Source organism: Nocardia pseudobrasiliensis NBRC 108224 (assembly GCF_001613105.1).
In the GTDB taxonomy this organism is placed as follows: Bacteria; Actinomycetota; Actinomycetes; order Mycobacteriales; family Mycobacteriaceae; genus Nocardia; species Nocardia pseudobrasiliensis.
This window is the reverse complement of record NZ_BDBS01000009.1, coordinates 186,521-200,876: the sequence shown is the minus strand read 5'-3', so window position 1 is coordinate 200,876 and position 14,356 is coordinate 186,521. Positions and strand designations below refer to the sequence as shown.

Below are 14,356 nucleotides of genomic sequence, written 5' to 3'. Positions count from 1 at the left end.
CGGACTACAACCCGAATTCCGCCGGGGTCAATCGCAGCACCCGGCAGCATTCGCGCAGCGCGGCGGCGCCCCGATCGCCGACATCGCCGTCGGCCCCGGCGATTTCGAGCCCGATGCGCACCGCGGCGCGTGCCTGCGCGGGTCGGCCGGTCGCCCGGGCGACCTGCTGCATGACATACGCCCGGCCGAACGCTGGATCCAGATTCAGCCGAAGCCAATTGTCTTCGAACAGGGTTCGCAGCTCTCGCTGCGGAAAGTGGTGCAGGACAGCGGCACTGCCGACACGGTTGGCGATCCGGACACGGCGATCCGGATCCCCGGTCGTTCCGGCGGTGCTCACCAGCGCGCAGACGCCGACGGCGGCGTCGCGAAAGACGCTGTCGCGCAATCCTTCCGGAGGGGGACGATCGACGGCGGACAAGGTGATCACCTCCGAGACGCGAACTCGAGAACGGAACGGACCGACGCTAACAGAGTGCGCCCGACCTGACGCGCGGATATCGGCCGCGGCCGGTTCGGCAATAGCCGATCCGACTGATCCCAGCGCGCGGGGCAATATCCAAGCAATTCCCTTGCATCTGGAACCGCCTGCGACCGATGAAATTTCACCGTCCCGATGACCTGCCCGCCTCCGAGACGACCAGCATCCGATCGAGCGCTACGGCATCGTCCGAACGCGCCGAGGGCCGCGCCGGGCACACGCCGATGCTCCCGGCCGAACAGCCCGAATTACAGGGTCGTGATTTCCGCCACACTCATGCGGTCAACTCCCGCTCCAACGGCGTACGGAATCGCGGAATCGCCCGCACCTCACCGAACCACTCCCGTACCCGCTCGGCCTCCGCCTCGATCGCCGCCCGCGCCGCGCCGCCGACATCTTCCAAAGCCCGCCAGGCGATTTCACCGTCCCGCCGCTGCCCCCACCCGCCGACGATCCGCCCGTCCCACCACACCGTCGGACCGATATTGCCGAAGCGATCGAACAGCGCGGGCCCGTGCTCCCCGAGGAACCACTCGCGCGACTGCCACCCCATCGGAGTCGGATCCAATGCGGGCAGCAGCGCCGCCCACGGCTCCGGCGCGGCCACCGGCTCGAGATCGTCGGCCAGTGCGACACCGGTGACCCCGTCGAGATCCACCTCTTCGATATCCAACTGAGCCAGGGCTTTTCGTGCCTCCCCCAGGCCCCACCCGGTCCACCATTTGAAATCCGAGACCGGCGCTGGACCGAAGGCGCGCAGCCAGCGTCGCGCCAACTCGGCCCGCGCCCGATCGATCGGCATCGCGGGAATGCCCGCGGGCAACCACGATTCGATCGGCGTCCAGCTGTACCGACTACTCGTCCACGTGCCACCCGGCCGCCCCCGCACGATCGCCCCCGAACAGCCGAGCGTCACCAGCACCCAGGTGGTGATATTGGTCGGCTTCGAATACGGCTTGCCCGGCGCGGTATCCACCTGCGTGCGCAACTGCGGCACCGCCGCACCCAATTGCGCCCCCGTCGCGCTGCCACGTTCGAGCAGCACCCGATGGGTCTCCTGCTCCACCTCGGCCAGCCACGCCCCCACATCTCCCTCGACCACCTCGGTCAGATATCGCCCATAGGTCCGCCGCTGCTTGTCCGCCAGCGCATCGGCCACCGAAGCCTGTAGCGCGGGCACCAGATCCACCGGCACCACGAACATCGTCCGCCGCATGGCCAACATCCGCAGCAGCGTCCGATCCTCGTACAGCACCTTCTCCACATGCCCGGGCTCGAGCCCCACCCCTCGCGCGGCCACCGACAAATACACCGTCGCCGGATCGGTGGCATGCAATGCGACCATCGCCCCCGCGATACCCGCCACATCCCCACTCCGATACTCCGCCGCCAGCCGATGCCGCACTGCCAGCCGAGCCCGCCGCTCGCCCACGTCAATCGAACGCACGGTCGAATCCTAACCCCGCCTCCCGGCCCCTCGCGGAACATGTAAGGGTTGCCGGCGGTTGTCCACAGCGGGTGTAGCGAGACGGAGGCGAAGATGGGTAAGCCCGCGGAGGCGGCGTATCACTGGGACGGGGATGCGTTGGATCTCGATGCCTATTTCGGGCATATCGGGTTCGACGGGGAGCGGAGCGCGAGTGTGGCGACTCTGCGGGCGGTGCAGTTCGCCCACACCACCACGATTCCGTTCGAGAATCTCGAACCGGTATTCGGGCGACCGGTTCCGTTGGATCCGGAGTCGTTGCTGGACAAGGTCGTTCGGCGACGGCACGGGGCCTACTGCTATGAGAACGTCGGCCTGTTCGCGGCCGCGCTGGAGCGGCTCGGCTTCGGCGTCACCGGATTGCACGCTCGGGTCAGCATGGGCGCGACGGGGGCATTGCGACCGGCCACGCACGCGCTGCTGCGCGTCACCACCGACGACGATGAGCGAATCTGGCTGTGCGACGTCGGTTTCGGGTCGGGGCCGCTGGCTCCACTGGAGCTGAGGGCGGACGCGGGTGAGGTGGCGGCGGGAGAGTGGCGCTATCGGCTCGAGCGCGGCCGCGGCGAACTGGACAGCGAACTGTGGACGCTGCATCAGCTCGGCCGCGACGGCTGGATCGATCGCCACACATTCACCCTGAACCCGCAGTACCGCATCGACTACGCGGTCGGCAATCACTTCGTCGCCACCTCACCGCGCTCACCGTTCGTCACCCGCCCGTTCGTGCAACGCTTCCGGCCCCATGTCCATCACGTGCTCGACGATCGCACCTGGACCAGCGAATATCCGGACGGCAGTTGGCAGTCCAGCGATGTGGCTCCCGAGGAACTGCCCGCTCTGCTGGCCGAGGAATTCGACATCGAACTCGACGATGCCGACGCCGAACGACTGGCGACCGGCTTCTGGGTGCGATGACACCCGACAAAACGTACGTTTCCGGGCGGTAGCTGTTGTGGCCGGTAGGGTCGGGCGGGTGCGTACGAGTACGAGGTTGTTCGCCCTGTTCGCCACCCCTGCCCTGGCCCTCGCCGGCTGTTCGGGAGATAAAGCGGCCGACCGGTTGAACAGCACGGTACACAATTTCGCCGATGCGCTGGGCCGTGAGGATCCGGCCGCCGCGGCCGCGATCACCAGCGATCCAGCCCAGGCCGCGGAGACGCTGAGCAAGCTGTTCGACAGTCTCGGCAAGGATGTGCGCGTCGAGGTCGGCACGGTCGAGAAGAACGACGCGGGCGCTACTTTCACGCTCAACACCACCTGGAAGCTCGGCCAGGACGGCAAGAACCAGTGGTCCTATACGACCAACGGAACCGCGGTGCGCGCCGGCGACAACTGGAAGATCCGCTGGAGTCCGGCCACCGTCGCGCCCGGACTCGATACGGGCCCACTGAGTTACGGCACGGTCTATCCCGAGCCCGCCGCGCGCGTACTGGACCGCACCGGCGCGGAACTGCTCACCCAGCAGGTCATCACGCTGGTCGATGTCGCCCCGGGCGCGGATCTCAACGCCCTTGCCGCCCTGTTGAATCCGATCGACCCGAGCATCACCGCGGCCGCGCTACAGTCCGAATTGTCCGCCGCGCAGGGCAAATCCATCACCGCCGTCAATCTGCGCCAGGCCGATCTCGCCCCGATCTCCGATCGGCTCACGGCCCTGCCGAATGTGACCCTCGCCCCGCAGACCCGCCTGGTGGCCACCGACAAAACGCTCTCCTCGCCGACCCTGTCCGGCCTGTCGGAGCTGTGGCAGCACGACTCCGACGCCGCGGCGGGCTGGGCGGTACGCGCCCAGACCGCGGGCGGCACTCAGCGAATCGGCGGTCAGGACGCCAAACCGGTCGCCGATATCCCGAGCACCCTCGACATCGGCATGCTGCGCGCCGCCGAGGACGCACTCACGCCCATCCCCACCCCGGCGGCCATGGTCGTCATCCAGCCGTCCACCGGCAATCTGCTGGCCCTGGCCCAGAACGCCCCGGCCGACGCGCAGGGCCCGATCGCGCTCACCGGTCTGTATCCACCGGGCTCGACGTTCAAGACCGTCACCGTGTCCGCGGCGTTGCAGGCCGGTCAGGTCACCCCGGACACCGTGCTGCCCTGTCCGGGCACCGAGAACATCGAGGGTCGTCAGATCCCCAACGACAACAACTTCGACCTCGGCCAGGTGCCGCTGCACACCGCGTTCGCGCGCTCCTGCAACACCACGATGGGCCGGTTGGCGGTGAACCTGCCGCCGGACGGCCTCGCCAAGGCCGCCGCACAACTGGGCCTGGGTATCGACTACACCGCGCCGGGCATGACCACGGTCACCGGCAAGGTTCCCGTCGCCGACACCGCGGCGCTGCGCGTCGAGGAGGGGATCGGTCAGGGCAAGGTGACCGCGACCCCGTTCGGCATGGCGCTGGTCGCCGCGGCGCTCGCGCACGGTTCGGTGCCCGCGCCGACCATTGTCAACGGCAAACCCGGTGTGCCCGACCACAATCCGGAACCGCTTCCGGCCGCCGTCGCCGACCGGGTGAAATCCATGATGCGCGAGACGATTACGAACGGCACCGCCACCCAGTTGCGCGACATTCCGGGCATGTTGGGCAAGACGGGCACCGCGGAGTACATCGACGACAAGCACGCGCACGGCTGGTTCGTCGGCATCGATGGCGATCTGGCGCTGGCGGTATTCATCTCCGACGCGGGCAGTTCCACCCCGGCCGTGGATGCGGCGGGTCGGTTTCTGCGGACGGTGAAGTGACGTTGGTCACGGAACATGTAGCGGTGATCACACAGTGATCTCGCCTTCATCGCACAGGTGTCGGACATATTTCGCTCAGATCTCACTCCGGCGTCGGAGCTCCCGGTCGGGCCAGCTACACTCGTGCGGGGAACACGCGGGCAACCGCACATCGGTAAGTCATGGATCGCGGAGAAACTCGGAGTAGTGCCATCGAAACCGGCCAAGTGATCGCAGGGCATTACCGCCTGGTCGAACGGATTGGTAGCGGCGGCACAGGCGTCGTTTGGCGTGCCGTCGACGAGCGACTCGAACGATCGGTGGCGATCAAACAGATCCTCACCCAGCCGAGCCTGCCGCCGGGTGAGAAGGACATCGTGCGCCAGCGCGCCTCTCGTGAGGCCCGCAACGCCGCGCGTTTCCAGCACCCCAACGCCATCGTGGTCTTCGACATCACCGACCACGAGGGTGATCCGTGCCTGATCATGGAGTATCTGCCCTCGCAGAGCCTCGCGGTGGTGCTGTCCTCGCAGGGCACGCTGCCGCTGCCGCAGGTCGCGCGCATCGGCGAGCAGGTCGCCTCCGCGCTGGTGGCCGCGCATCGGGCGGGCATCGTGCACCGCGACGTGAAGCCGGGCAATGTGCTGCTCGGCGAGAACGGCACGGTCAAGATCACCGACTTCGGCATCTCCAAGGCCAAGGGCGATGTGACGCTGACCGCGACCGGCCTGATCTCCGGCACCGCCGCCTATCTCGCGCCCGAGGTGGCGCGCGGCGCGGAGCCGAGCCCGGCCGCCGACGTCTTCGCCCTGGGCGCAACGCTTTTCCACTCCCTCGAGGGTGAGCCGCCCTACGGCACCAACCCGAATCCGCTGGCGCTGCTCTACGCCGCGGCCAACGGCCAGCTCAGTCAGCCCCGCAATGCCGGACCGCTGACCGATCTGCTGCTCGATCTGCTCAGCTTCGATCCCGAGGATCGCCCGAGCATGACCGAGGTCCGCGACATCCTGGCCGACTTCGCCGACTACGGCGCGGATTCCGAGCCCACCCATATGCTCGCGACCCGTCGCCCGGCCGCCAATCGCGCGGCCGCCCCGCGTCGGCAGCAGGCCGTGCGCACCCTGGATCGCCGTGCGGCACAGGCGGATATCTCCACCGCGGAGATGATGGCTACGGCCGCACCGTATTCCGAACCCGAGATGCCGCCGGTTCGCCCGGCCCCGCCGGGTGCGCATCCGACCCGTTCGCATCCGGTGCAGACCCCGGTCGACGCGGAGCCGCCGCGTAATCGCAAGCCGCTGTTGTTCATCGGCGGTTTCGCGGTGGGCCTGGTTATCGTGGCCGTGGCGCTGGTGGCGATGTTCAACAGCTCGGATTCGAATTCACCCGGCGCGCAGGGCAATTCCTCCGCGGTGAGTGGCCCGACGGGCGGCGGCAGCACCACGTCCGCGGCCGCCGCGGTGGGCAAGACCAAGAGCAATGGCCAGGCCACCGTCGGCGCCGCCGCCGATATGATCGACCAGTTCTACAGTGCCCTGGTCGATCAGGGCACGAGCACCGCCTGGAATATGCTCACCCCGGCCGCGCAGCAGGTGTACGGCAGTCAGAAGGACTTCGACAGCTACTGGTCCCAGCACCCGGTGACGGGATACCGGGGCATCGAGGGCACGGGCGGCGGCTCGGGCACCAATTCCGATGGCTCGGTGGACATGTCGGTCGCCAGTGTCACCGCCGGTGGCCAGAGCAAGCGGGTGACCATGCGAGTCGTCATCGGCAGCGGCGGCCGCCCGCTGATCGACAGCGACACCCGGATGTCCGCCTCCAACTCATAGCCGCACGCTCAGCGAACCCAGCAGGCGCAGCGCCGTTTCCGACGGCGAGCCCGGCTCGGCGGTCTGGGCGATATAGGCTTGATCGGGGTCATCGGGCAGCCGCAGGGTTTCGTAGGCGAGCTCCAGGCGACCCACCTCCGGATGCCGGTAGACGTAGCGGCCGTGAGTCTTGTCGCGGATCTCGTGCCGGGCCCACAGCGTTCGGAATTCGGCGCTGCCCGAGGACAATTCGTCGATCAGAGCGCCGATGAGCGGGCAGCCCGGATGGCGCGAGAGGTCCAGGCGCAGATAGGCGACCACATCGGCGGCCTTGGCGTCCCAGTCTTCGAACAGCTGGCGCATGCCCTCGTCGAGGAATACCAGCCTCGCCAGATTGCGGTCCGCGGGCGCGAGCGCGGCGAAATCGGTGATTAGCGCTGCGGCCAGCCGATTCCAGGCCAGCACCCGGGCGCCGCGTCCGACGATATAGGCCGGGATATCGGCGGTGTCGAGCAGACGGCGCAACCCCGGGCGGACCTGCTGATCGTCACCGGTCTCCGCACCCGACCATGGCCGGGCGAGCCGGTAGAGGTGTTCGCGTTCGATCGGGGTCAGCCGCAGCACGCGAGCCACGGCGTCCAGCACCGATTCGGAGAACTGCAGGGTGCGGCCCTGTTCGAGACGAACATAGTGATCAACGCTGATCCCGGCCAGCATCGCCAATTCCTCGCGGCGCAAACCCGGAACCCGGCGACGAGTGCCGTGATCGGCCAGGCCGAACTCCTGCGGACGCAGCCGGGCCCGGCGCGAGCGGAGGAATTCGCCGAGTTCGGCGCGTCGATCGAATGTCATGATCATCAGTATCGTCGGCGGGGCGGAACCGAACCTGGTCACGTCGTGCCCAGGCGAGCGGCGCACTGGCGCGTCCTCTTGGAGAGGGCGAGAGTGGGTCCCATAAAGCTTTCAGCCTGAAGGAGTGAAAACCCATGAGTCTGTTCGTTATTGCCGAGACCCGCGCGGCGGCCGGACAGGAGGATCGGCTGCGCACCGCGCTGGAGGGGATGATCGAGCCGTCGCTGGCCGAACCCGGCTGCATCTCCTATCAACCGTTCGTCGACCCCAACGATCCGGCGCACATGGTGATCGTGGAGGAGTGGACCGGCGGGGAAGCGCTCGACGAGCATTTCCGCACACCGCATTTCGAACATGTGGCCAAGGTGCTCGAGGAGATCCTGGCCGAGCCGCTGGTGATTCGCCGCCTGGTCGCCGAATAGCATCCGCTACCGGCCGGAACTATGACTTCCGCGACAACCGTTGCCGTGGATAGTCTTTCGCTGTGAACACCCGGGAGTTGCTGCGGGCCGAGCGGGCGGAGCTGATCGCGCTGCTGCGGAGCCTGTCCGATGAGGAATGGCTGGCGCCGTCGCTGTGCGCGGGCTGGCGGGTGCGCGATGTCGTCGGACATCTGCTCTACGACGCCATCGCCGCCCCGACCTACGCGGGTGTATTCCTGCGCTGTGGCCTGTCGGCCGACCGCATGAACAACCTGCTGGCCGACAAGTCCCGCGCCCTGTCGACGACACAGCTGGTGAGCAGGCTGGAGAACTCCGGCGAGCGCATCACCCGGCTGGCGCCGCGGGTGGGCCTGTCCGACATGCTCGTTCATCAGCAGGACATCCGCCGCCCGCTCGGCCGGACCCGGCAGATCCCCGAGGACCGGCTGCGCAGCGTGCTGTCGCATCCGGACCCGTTCGCCGGGCCGGGTCGCTACACCCGCGGACTGCGGTTCGCGGCGACCGATCTGGACTGGTCCACCGGATCCGGCCCGGAGGTCCGCGGGCCGGGCGAAGCCTTGGCCATGGCCATGGTGGGCCGATCGGCCGCACTGGACGACCTCGACGGTGCGGGCGTATCAGTGCTCCGGCAGCGGATGTCGACGCCCGCCTGAGCTTCCGTCGCGTCAATGCCCGCGGCGCTTGGCCTTTCGTTTGCGGGCGGCGGCCTCTCGGCGTTGCTCGGATTCGGTGACGCGGCGGCGCTTGGCGGCCGCGCGGTTCTCGTGGCCCGCCTGTTCGTGAGCCTCACGCAGGGCCTCTTGTGCGGCGGAACTCACCGGGCGAGCCGCCTGTTCACGGGCGGCCAGGCGGGCCAGGCGTTTCGGGTTGAGTCGTGCGGTCGGCCGGGACTCGAGGGGGACGGGCGGGGCGGCCAGGGCTCGGTCGAGCAGACGGCCGTAGTGGCGCAGGGCGAATTCCTCGAGTTCGGCATTGCTCGGCTCGGCCCCGAAGATATGGCGGGCCGCGCGCACACCGAATTCGTCGGTGATCTCGAGGACCCCGACCCAGAACTGGCCGTCGTAGAACACGCTGAACGTGCTCGGCATCGTTTCCTCCCATGGTTGTGGTGCGGCTGCGCGCCGCGGGTGGGAGGACGGGCCGGACACCCTGGGAGGGAGGTTACTGAGCCGCGGGTCGCGACCGCCCGGACTACCGACCGGGCCGTGTTTTCGCTCGTCCCGCCCGCGATGGTAGCGACATCCGGCCGCGGCGGGCCATCGGATTTCCGCCCGGCGACGGCGGTGAATATCCACTGGCAGCTACCGGATAGTCTGGTAACTGGCCAGAAGCCGATCTGATGACCAGCACAGACGAAGGATTTCCACCGCCATGACATCCCGCATCGAGCTCGCCCGCGTCGATCTGCGCGGTCGCACTCCCACCGCCGCCGAGCTGCGCGCCGCGCTGCCGCGCGGGGGAGTCGACGTCGACTCGGTGCTGCATCAGGTGCGCCCGGTGGTCGAGGCGATCCGCGATCGCGGCGTGGGCGCGGCAATCGAATTCAGCGAGAAGTTCGACGGCGTCGCGCCCGCCTCGATCCGCGTTCCGGCCGCGGCCCTGGACCAGGCCCTGGCCGAACTCGAACCGGCCGTGCGCACGGCCCTCGAGGTCGCCATCGAGCGCACCCGCAAGGTGCACGCCGATCAGCGCCGCACCGACACCACCACCGAGGTCGTCCCGGGCGGGACGGTCACCGAGCGCTGGGTTCCGGTCGAGCGGGTCGGGTTGTACGTACCCGGCGGCAATGCGGTCTATCCGTCCAGCGTCGTGATGAATGTGGTGCCCGCCCAGGCCGCGGGCGTGGAATCGCTGGTGGTGGCCTCGCCGCCGCAGGCGCGGTTCGGCGGCCTGCCGCATCCGGCCATCCTAGCCGCGGCGAAACTGCTCGGCGTCACCGAGGTCTGGGCCGTCGGCGGGGCGCAGGCGGTCGCGCTGCTGTCCTACGGCGGCGTCGATACCGACGGCGTCGCACTGGAACCGGTCGATCTGATCACCGGCCCGGGCAATATCTATGTCACCGCCGCCAAGCGGCTGTGTCGCGGCCTGGTCGGCATCGATGCCGAGGCCGGGCCCACCGAGATCGCCGTACTCGCCGACGCCACCGCCGACCCCGCGCATGTGGCCGCCGATCTGATCAGCCAGGCCGAACACGATGTGCTGGCCGCCAGCGTGCTGGTCACCGACAGCGTCGCACTCGCCGACGCCGTCGACGCCGCGATCAACACTCAGCTCGCGGTCGTCAAACACCACCACCGCGTCGCGGAGGCGCTGTCGGGCAAGCAGTCCGGCATCGTACTGGTCGACGACATCGAGCAGGGCCTGCGCGTGGTGAACGCCTACGCCGCCGAACACCTGGAGATCCAGACCGCCGACGCCGCCGCCGTGGCGGCCCGGGTCCGCAGCGCCGGAGCGGTTTTCGTGGGTGCGTGGTCGCCGGTCAGCCTCGGCGACTACTGCGCGGGTTCCAATCATGTGCTGCCGACCGCCGGATGCGCCCGGCACTCCTCGGGTCTGAGCGTGCAGACTTTCCTGCGCGGTATCCACGTCGTCGACTACAGCGAGGCGGCGCTGAAAGACGTTGCCGGACATGTGGTCGCGCTGGCCGACGCCGAGGACCTGCCCGCCCACGGTCAGGCCGTGCGGATTCGTTTCGAGGCGCTGTCATGACCGTCCCCGGATCCGCGATCAGCCTCGACGATCTGCCGCTGCGGGACAATCTGCGCGGTAAGAAGCCTTACGGCGCACCGCAATTGACCGTTCCGGTGCAGCTGAACACCAATGAGAATCCGCATCCGCCGAGCCGGGCGCTGATCGACGATGTGGCCGAGTCGATCCGCGCCGCGGCCGCCGATCTGCACCGCTATCCCGATCGCGACGCGGTCGCGCTGCGCGGTGAGCTCGCGGCGTATCTGACCCGGCAGACCGGGGTGGCCCTGGATACGGCGAATGTGTGGGCGGCCAACGGCTCCAACGAGATTCTGCAGCAGCTGCTGCAGGCCTTCGGTGGTCCGGGTCGCAGCGCCATGGGCTTCGTGCCCTCGTATTCGATGCATCCGATCATCTCCGAGGGCATCGATACCGAATGGGTCGAGGCCAAGCGCGCCGCGGACTTCTCCCTCGATGTGGACTACGCGCTGGCCTGCATCGCCGAGCGGCGGCCCGATATCGTCTTCGTGACCAGCCCGAACAATCCGACCGGACACAGCGTCGCGGCCGCGGATCTGATCCGGATCCTCGAGGCCGCGCCCGGTCTGGTGGTCGTGGACGAGGCCTACGGCGAATTCTCCGCGGCCGCCAGCGCGATCGGGCTGATCGATCGGTATCCGGCGAAACTCGTTGTGACGCGGACGATGTCGAAGGCCTTCGCGTTCGCCGGTGGGCGGCTGGGTTATCTGGCCGCCGCGCCCGCGGTGATCGATGCGCTGCTGCTGGTGCGCCTGCCCTATCACCTGTCGGTGGTCACCCAAGCCGCCGCGCGGGCGGCCCTGCGTCATGCCGACGAAACCCTCGCCAGCGTGGCCGAATTGGCCGCGCAGCGCGATCGGGTCGCGGCGGCGCTGCGGGAATTGGGTTTCGAGGTCGCGCCGAGTGACGCCAATTTCCTGCTGTTCGGCCGGTTCGCCGACGCACCGGGCGCGTGGCAGAGGTATCTCGACGAGGGCGTGCTGATCCGCGATGTCGGCATCCCCGGCTATCTGCGCGCCACCATCGGCCTGGCCGCGGAGAACGACGAATTCCTGCGTGTGAGCGAGAAACTCGCGAGCGCGGAGGTCGTGAAGTGACGGAAGTGAGTATGAACCGAACCGCGCGGGTGGAACGCACCACCAAGGAGTCGAGCATCGTCGTCGAGTTGAATCTCGACGGCACCGGCAAGACCGATATCGCCACCGGCGTGCCGTTCTACGACCATATGTTGACCGCGCTCGGCGCACACGCCAGCTTCGACCTGTCGGTGCGTGCCGAGGGCGATATCGAGATCGAGGCGCATCACACCGTCGAGGACACCGCGATCGTCTTCGGGCAGGCGCTCGGACAGGCGCTGGGCGATAAACAGGGCATCCGTCGCTTCGGCGACGCCTACATTCCCATGGACGAAACCCTCGCCCACGCCGCGGTCGATGTCTCCGGCCGCCCGTACTGCGTGCACACCGGCGAGCCGGAACACCTGCTGCACACCGTGATTCCCACCAACGGGCCCGGCGCGCCCTATTCGACCGTGCTGAACCGGCACGTCTTCGAGTCGATCGCGCTCAACGCCCGCATCGCCCTGCACGTGCGGGTGCTCTACGGCCGCGATCAGCACCATGTCACCGAGGCCGAATTCAAGGCCGTGGCGCGGGCGCTGCGCGCCGCGGTGGAATTCGACCCGCGCGTGAGCGGCGTGCCGTCGACGAAGGGGACGCTGTGACGAAGTCGGTCGCCCTATTGGACTACGGCTCGGGCAATCTGCACTCCGCCAATCGCGCGCTGATTCGCGCGGGCGCGGAGGTGACGGTCACCGCCGACCCTGAAATCGCCTTGAACGCGGACGGTTTGGTGGTGCCCGGCGTCGGCGCCTACGCCGCCTGCATGGCCGGTCTGCGCGCGGTGCGCGGTGAACGCATCATCGGCAAGCGCCTGGCCGGGGCCCGCCCGGTGCTGGGCATCTGCGTCGGCATGCAGATCCTGTTCGCGCGCGGCGTCGAATTCGGCGTCGAGACCGAGGGCTGCGCCGAATGGCCCGGTACCGTCGAGCGGCTGCCCGCCTCGATCCTGCCGCATATGGGCTGGAACACCGTCCGGGCCCCGGTCGACAGCGTCCTGTTCGCGGGCATGGACGCCGATACCCGCTTCTACTTCGTGCACTCCTACGCCGCGCAGAAGTGGGAGTGGACCGGCGAGGGCCCGCTGGAACCGGCCAAACTCACCTGGTCCGACCACGGCGGCCGCTTCCTGGCCGCGGTCGAGAACGGCCCGCTCAGCGCCACCCAGTTCCATCCGGAGAAGTCCGGCGACGCGGGCGCGCAGTTGTTGCGCAACTGGGTATCGTCGCTCTAGCGCTGCGGCAGCACCGGATCCACGCGCCCGGCCAGCCAGCGTCCGTCGACATTGTCGAGGTTCACCCGCATAACCGAGCGGGCCTGCTGCGGAATGCCGAAAGTGGTGTCGCTGCGGGTGGATTGGTCGACGGTGACGATCGTCTGGGCGTGATCGGGATCGGCTGTGTCGGTGACGCATTCGACCTTGAGGGCTTCCGCGCGGGTGTGCGCGGCCACGGCCTGGGCGCGTTTGTCGGGTAGTTGTCCCTCGAACTGACCGCGGAATTCGCCGGTCGAGCGGTCCAGGACGCGACGGGTGTAGTCGTCGTAGTTGCTGTAGTCGTAGGTGTTCAGCTGCCAACCGAAATCGCAGGCCGCCTGGGTCAATGGGTCCGACGGCGCGGCCGCGGCCGGATTGGCTACCAGCGCAGCCGTTCCGGCTACCGCCGAAGGCAGCGCGACGGCCAGGCGCCGCAGCGTGATCCGGAACATGGGTCACCCCTCGTTGGTCGACATGGACTGGCGAAAGGACCTGTGCCCGTGCCCCCGATGACACGTCCACTGTGTCTGTAACCCACTCGGCGACCGGCCAAACCCTGCCGTGGTAGAGGCCACGCGTGACACAGGTCGCATTGCGTGCCGCCCGGTTCGGATGCCGTAAAGATTGCCCAGTAGGCTTCTCACGTGAGCGAGCTTGCGAGCGAACCAGATAACACAGCGTCCCTGACGGGCGGCGCGGCCGAGCGCCAGCGAGGCGGCGGCGCTCGTCTTGTGTTGCTACCCGCGGTGGATGTCGCCAATGGTGAGGCCGTGCGCCTGGTTCAGGGGGAGGCCGGGAGCGAAACCAGCTACGGCGCGCCCCGTGATGCCGCGCTCGCCTGGCAGGAGGCCGGCGCCGAATGGGTGCATCTGGTCGATCTGGACGCCGCCTTCGGGCGCGGCTCCAACCGTGAGCTGCTGGCCGCGGTGGTCGGCGAACTGGACGTCAAGGTCGAGCTGTCGGGCGGCATCCGCGACGACGACTCGCTGAAGGCGGCCCTGGCCACCGGCTGCGCCCGGGTCAACCTCGGTACCGCGGCCCTCGAGGATCCGCTGTGGTGCGCCCGCGCGATCGCCGAATACGGCGACAAGATCGCGGTCGGCCTGGATGTGCGCCTCGTCGACGGGGAGTACCGGCTGCGCGGGCGCGGCTGGGTCAGCGACGGCGGCGATCTGTGGGAGGTGCTCGAGCGCCTCGAACGCGACGGCTGCACGCGCTATGTGGTCACCGACGTCACCAAGGACGGCACCCTCACCGGGCCCAACCTCGAGCTGCTGAGCGAGGTCACCAATGCCACCGACGCGCCGGTGATCGCCTCCGGTGGCGTCTCCACCCTCGAGGACCTGCGGGCCATCGCCTCGCTGGTCGAGGAGGGAGTGGAGGGCGCGATCGTCGGAAAGGCCCTGTACGCCGGGCGATTCACGCTGCCCGAGGCCCTGGCCGCGGTGCGCTGAG

The 14,356-nt window shown here is 68.7% G+C and carries 15 protein-coding genes; 10 read left to right on the top strand and 5 right to left on the bottom strand.

Annotated features, from left to right (window positions below; genetic code table 11):
* Window positions 1-4: 4 nt before the first annotated feature.
* Together NP4_RS41605 and NP4_RS10535 are read right to left on the bottom strand one after the other, a co-directional pair.
* Window positions 5-421, bottom strand: a complete 417-nt coding sequence (locus tag NP4_RS41605) for a tellurite resistance TerB family protein (RefSeq protein WP_067995960.1) — start codon at window positions 419-421, stop codon at window positions 5-7.
* Window positions 422-755: 334 nt separating this feature from the next.
* Complete coding sequence (locus NP4_RS10535; RefSeq protein ID WP_067995642.1) at window positions 756-1,928, bottom strand: winged helix DNA-binding domain-containing protein; 1,173 nt, start codon at window positions 1,926-1,928, stop codon at window positions 756-758.
* A gap of 93 nt (window positions 1,929-2,021) precedes the next feature.
* Between NP4_RS10535 and NP4_RS10530 the strand changes: the two genes are divergently transcribed.
* From NP4_RS10530 to NP4_RS10520, 3 genes are all read left to right on the top strand, one after another.
* On the top strand, window positions 2,022-2,885 hold the full coding sequence (locus NP4_RS10530) for an arylamine N-acetyltransferase family protein (RefSeq protein WP_067995640.1): 864 nt from the start codon (window positions 2,022-2,024) through the stop codon (window positions 2,883-2,885).
* Window positions 2,886-2,943: 58 nt separating this feature from the next.
* Entirely contained in the window at window positions 2,944-4,716 is a 1,773-nt protein-coding gene (locus NP4_RS10525; protein ID WP_067995637.1) for a penicillin-binding transpeptidase domain-containing protein, read from the top strand.
* A 206-nt stretch (window positions 4,717-4,922) separates the two neighbouring features.
* Window positions 4,923-6,527, top strand: a complete 1,605-nt coding sequence (locus NP4_RS10520) for a serine/threonine-protein kinase (protein WP_082875735.1) — start codon at window positions 4,923-4,925, stop codon at window positions 6,525-6,527.
* Here the strand turns inward: NP4_RS10520 and NP4_RS10515 are convergent.
* Window positions 6,522-7,358, bottom strand: coding sequence for a helix-turn-helix transcriptional regulator (locus NP4_RS10515; protein WP_067995958.1), 837 nt, complete (start codon window positions 7,356-7,358; stop codon window positions 6,522-6,524). The genes NP4_RS10520 and NP4_RS10515 overlap by 6 nt on opposite strands.
* Before the next feature lie 134 nt (window positions 7,359-7,492).
* Here NP4_RS10515 and NP4_RS10510 point away from each other — a divergent pair, with 134 nt between their 5' ends.
* Together NP4_RS10510 and NP4_RS10505 are read left to right on the top strand one after the other, a co-directional pair.
* The gene (locus tag NP4_RS10510) at window positions 7,493-7,780 is read left to right on the top strand and encodes a putative quinol monooxygenase (protein ID WP_067995629.1); all 288 of its coding nucleotides are present in this window, start codon (window positions 7,493-7,495) and stop codon (window positions 7,778-7,780) included.
* A 62-nt stretch (window positions 7,781-7,842) separates the two neighbouring features.
* Window positions 7,843-8,454 carry a maleylpyruvate isomerase family mycothiol-dependent enzyme gene (locus NP4_RS10505; protein ID WP_067995627.1) on the top strand — a complete coding sequence of 204 codons (612 nt, stop codon included), beginning with the start codon at window positions 7,843-7,845 and terminating at the stop codon, window positions 8,452-8,454.
* A gap of 12 nt (window positions 8,455-8,466) precedes the next feature.
* On the opposite strand, the gene NP4_RS10500 is transcribed toward NP4_RS10505, so the two are convergent.
* Complete coding sequence (locus NP4_RS10500; RefSeq protein WP_067995624.1) at window positions 8,467-8,889, bottom strand: YjdF family protein; 423 nt, start codon at window positions 8,887-8,889, stop codon at window positions 8,467-8,469.
* A 283-nt stretch (window positions 8,890-9,172) separates the two neighbouring features.
* On the opposite strand from NP4_RS10500, the gene hisD reads away from it, so the two are divergent.
* Genes hisD through hisH form a run of 4 tightly spaced genes read left to right on the top strand, consistent with a single transcriptional unit; the run spans window position 9,173 to window position 12,880 of the window.
* Window positions 9,173-10,510: a histidinol dehydrogenase gene (hisD, locus tag NP4_RS10495; protein WP_067995622.1), complete on the top strand. Its 1,338-nt coding sequence runs from the start codon at window positions 9,173-9,175 to the stop codon at window positions 10,508-10,510.
* A complete protein-coding gene (locus tag NP4_RS10490; RefSeq protein ID WP_067995619.1) occupies window positions 10,507-11,625 on the top strand; it encodes a histidinol-phosphate transaminase in 1,119 nt (372 codons plus the stop codon). Before hisD ends, NP4_RS10490 begins: the two co-directional genes overlap by 4 nt.
* Before the next feature lie 11 nt (window positions 11,626-11,636).
* The gene (gene hisB, locus NP4_RS10485) at window positions 11,637-12,251 is read left to right on the top strand and encodes an imidazoleglycerol-phosphate dehydratase HisB (protein ID WP_067995613.1); all 615 of its coding nucleotides are present in this window, start codon (window positions 11,637-11,639) and stop codon (window positions 12,249-12,251) included.
* Window positions 12,248-12,880, top strand: a complete 633-nt coding sequence (hisH, locus tag NP4_RS10480; RefSeq protein WP_067995612.1) for an imidazole glycerol phosphate synthase subunit HisH — start codon at window positions 12,248-12,250, stop codon at window positions 12,878-12,880. The genes hisB and hisH overlap by 4 nt, the downstream gene beginning before the upstream one ends.
* Here hisH and NP4_RS10475 read toward each other — a convergent pair.
* Window positions 12,877-13,353 (bottom strand): hypothetical protein, encoded by a 477-nt coding sequence (locus NP4_RS10475; RefSeq protein WP_067995611.1) that lies wholly within the window; start codon window positions 13,351-13,353, stop codon window positions 12,877-12,879. The genes hisH and NP4_RS10475 overlap by 4 nt on opposite strands.
* Before the next feature lie 231 nt (window positions 13,354-13,584).
* Here NP4_RS10475 and priA point away from each other — a divergent pair, with 231 nt between their 5' ends.
* Complete coding sequence (gene priA, locus NP4_RS10470; protein WP_174556119.1) at window positions 13,585-14,355, top strand: bifunctional 1-(5-phosphoribosyl)-5-((5-phosphoribosylamino)methylideneamino)imidazole-4-carboxamide isomerase/phosphoribosylanthranilate isomerase PriA; 771 nt, start codon at window positions 13,585-13,587, stop codon at window positions 14,353-14,355.
* Window position 14,356: the final 1 nt, after the last annotated feature.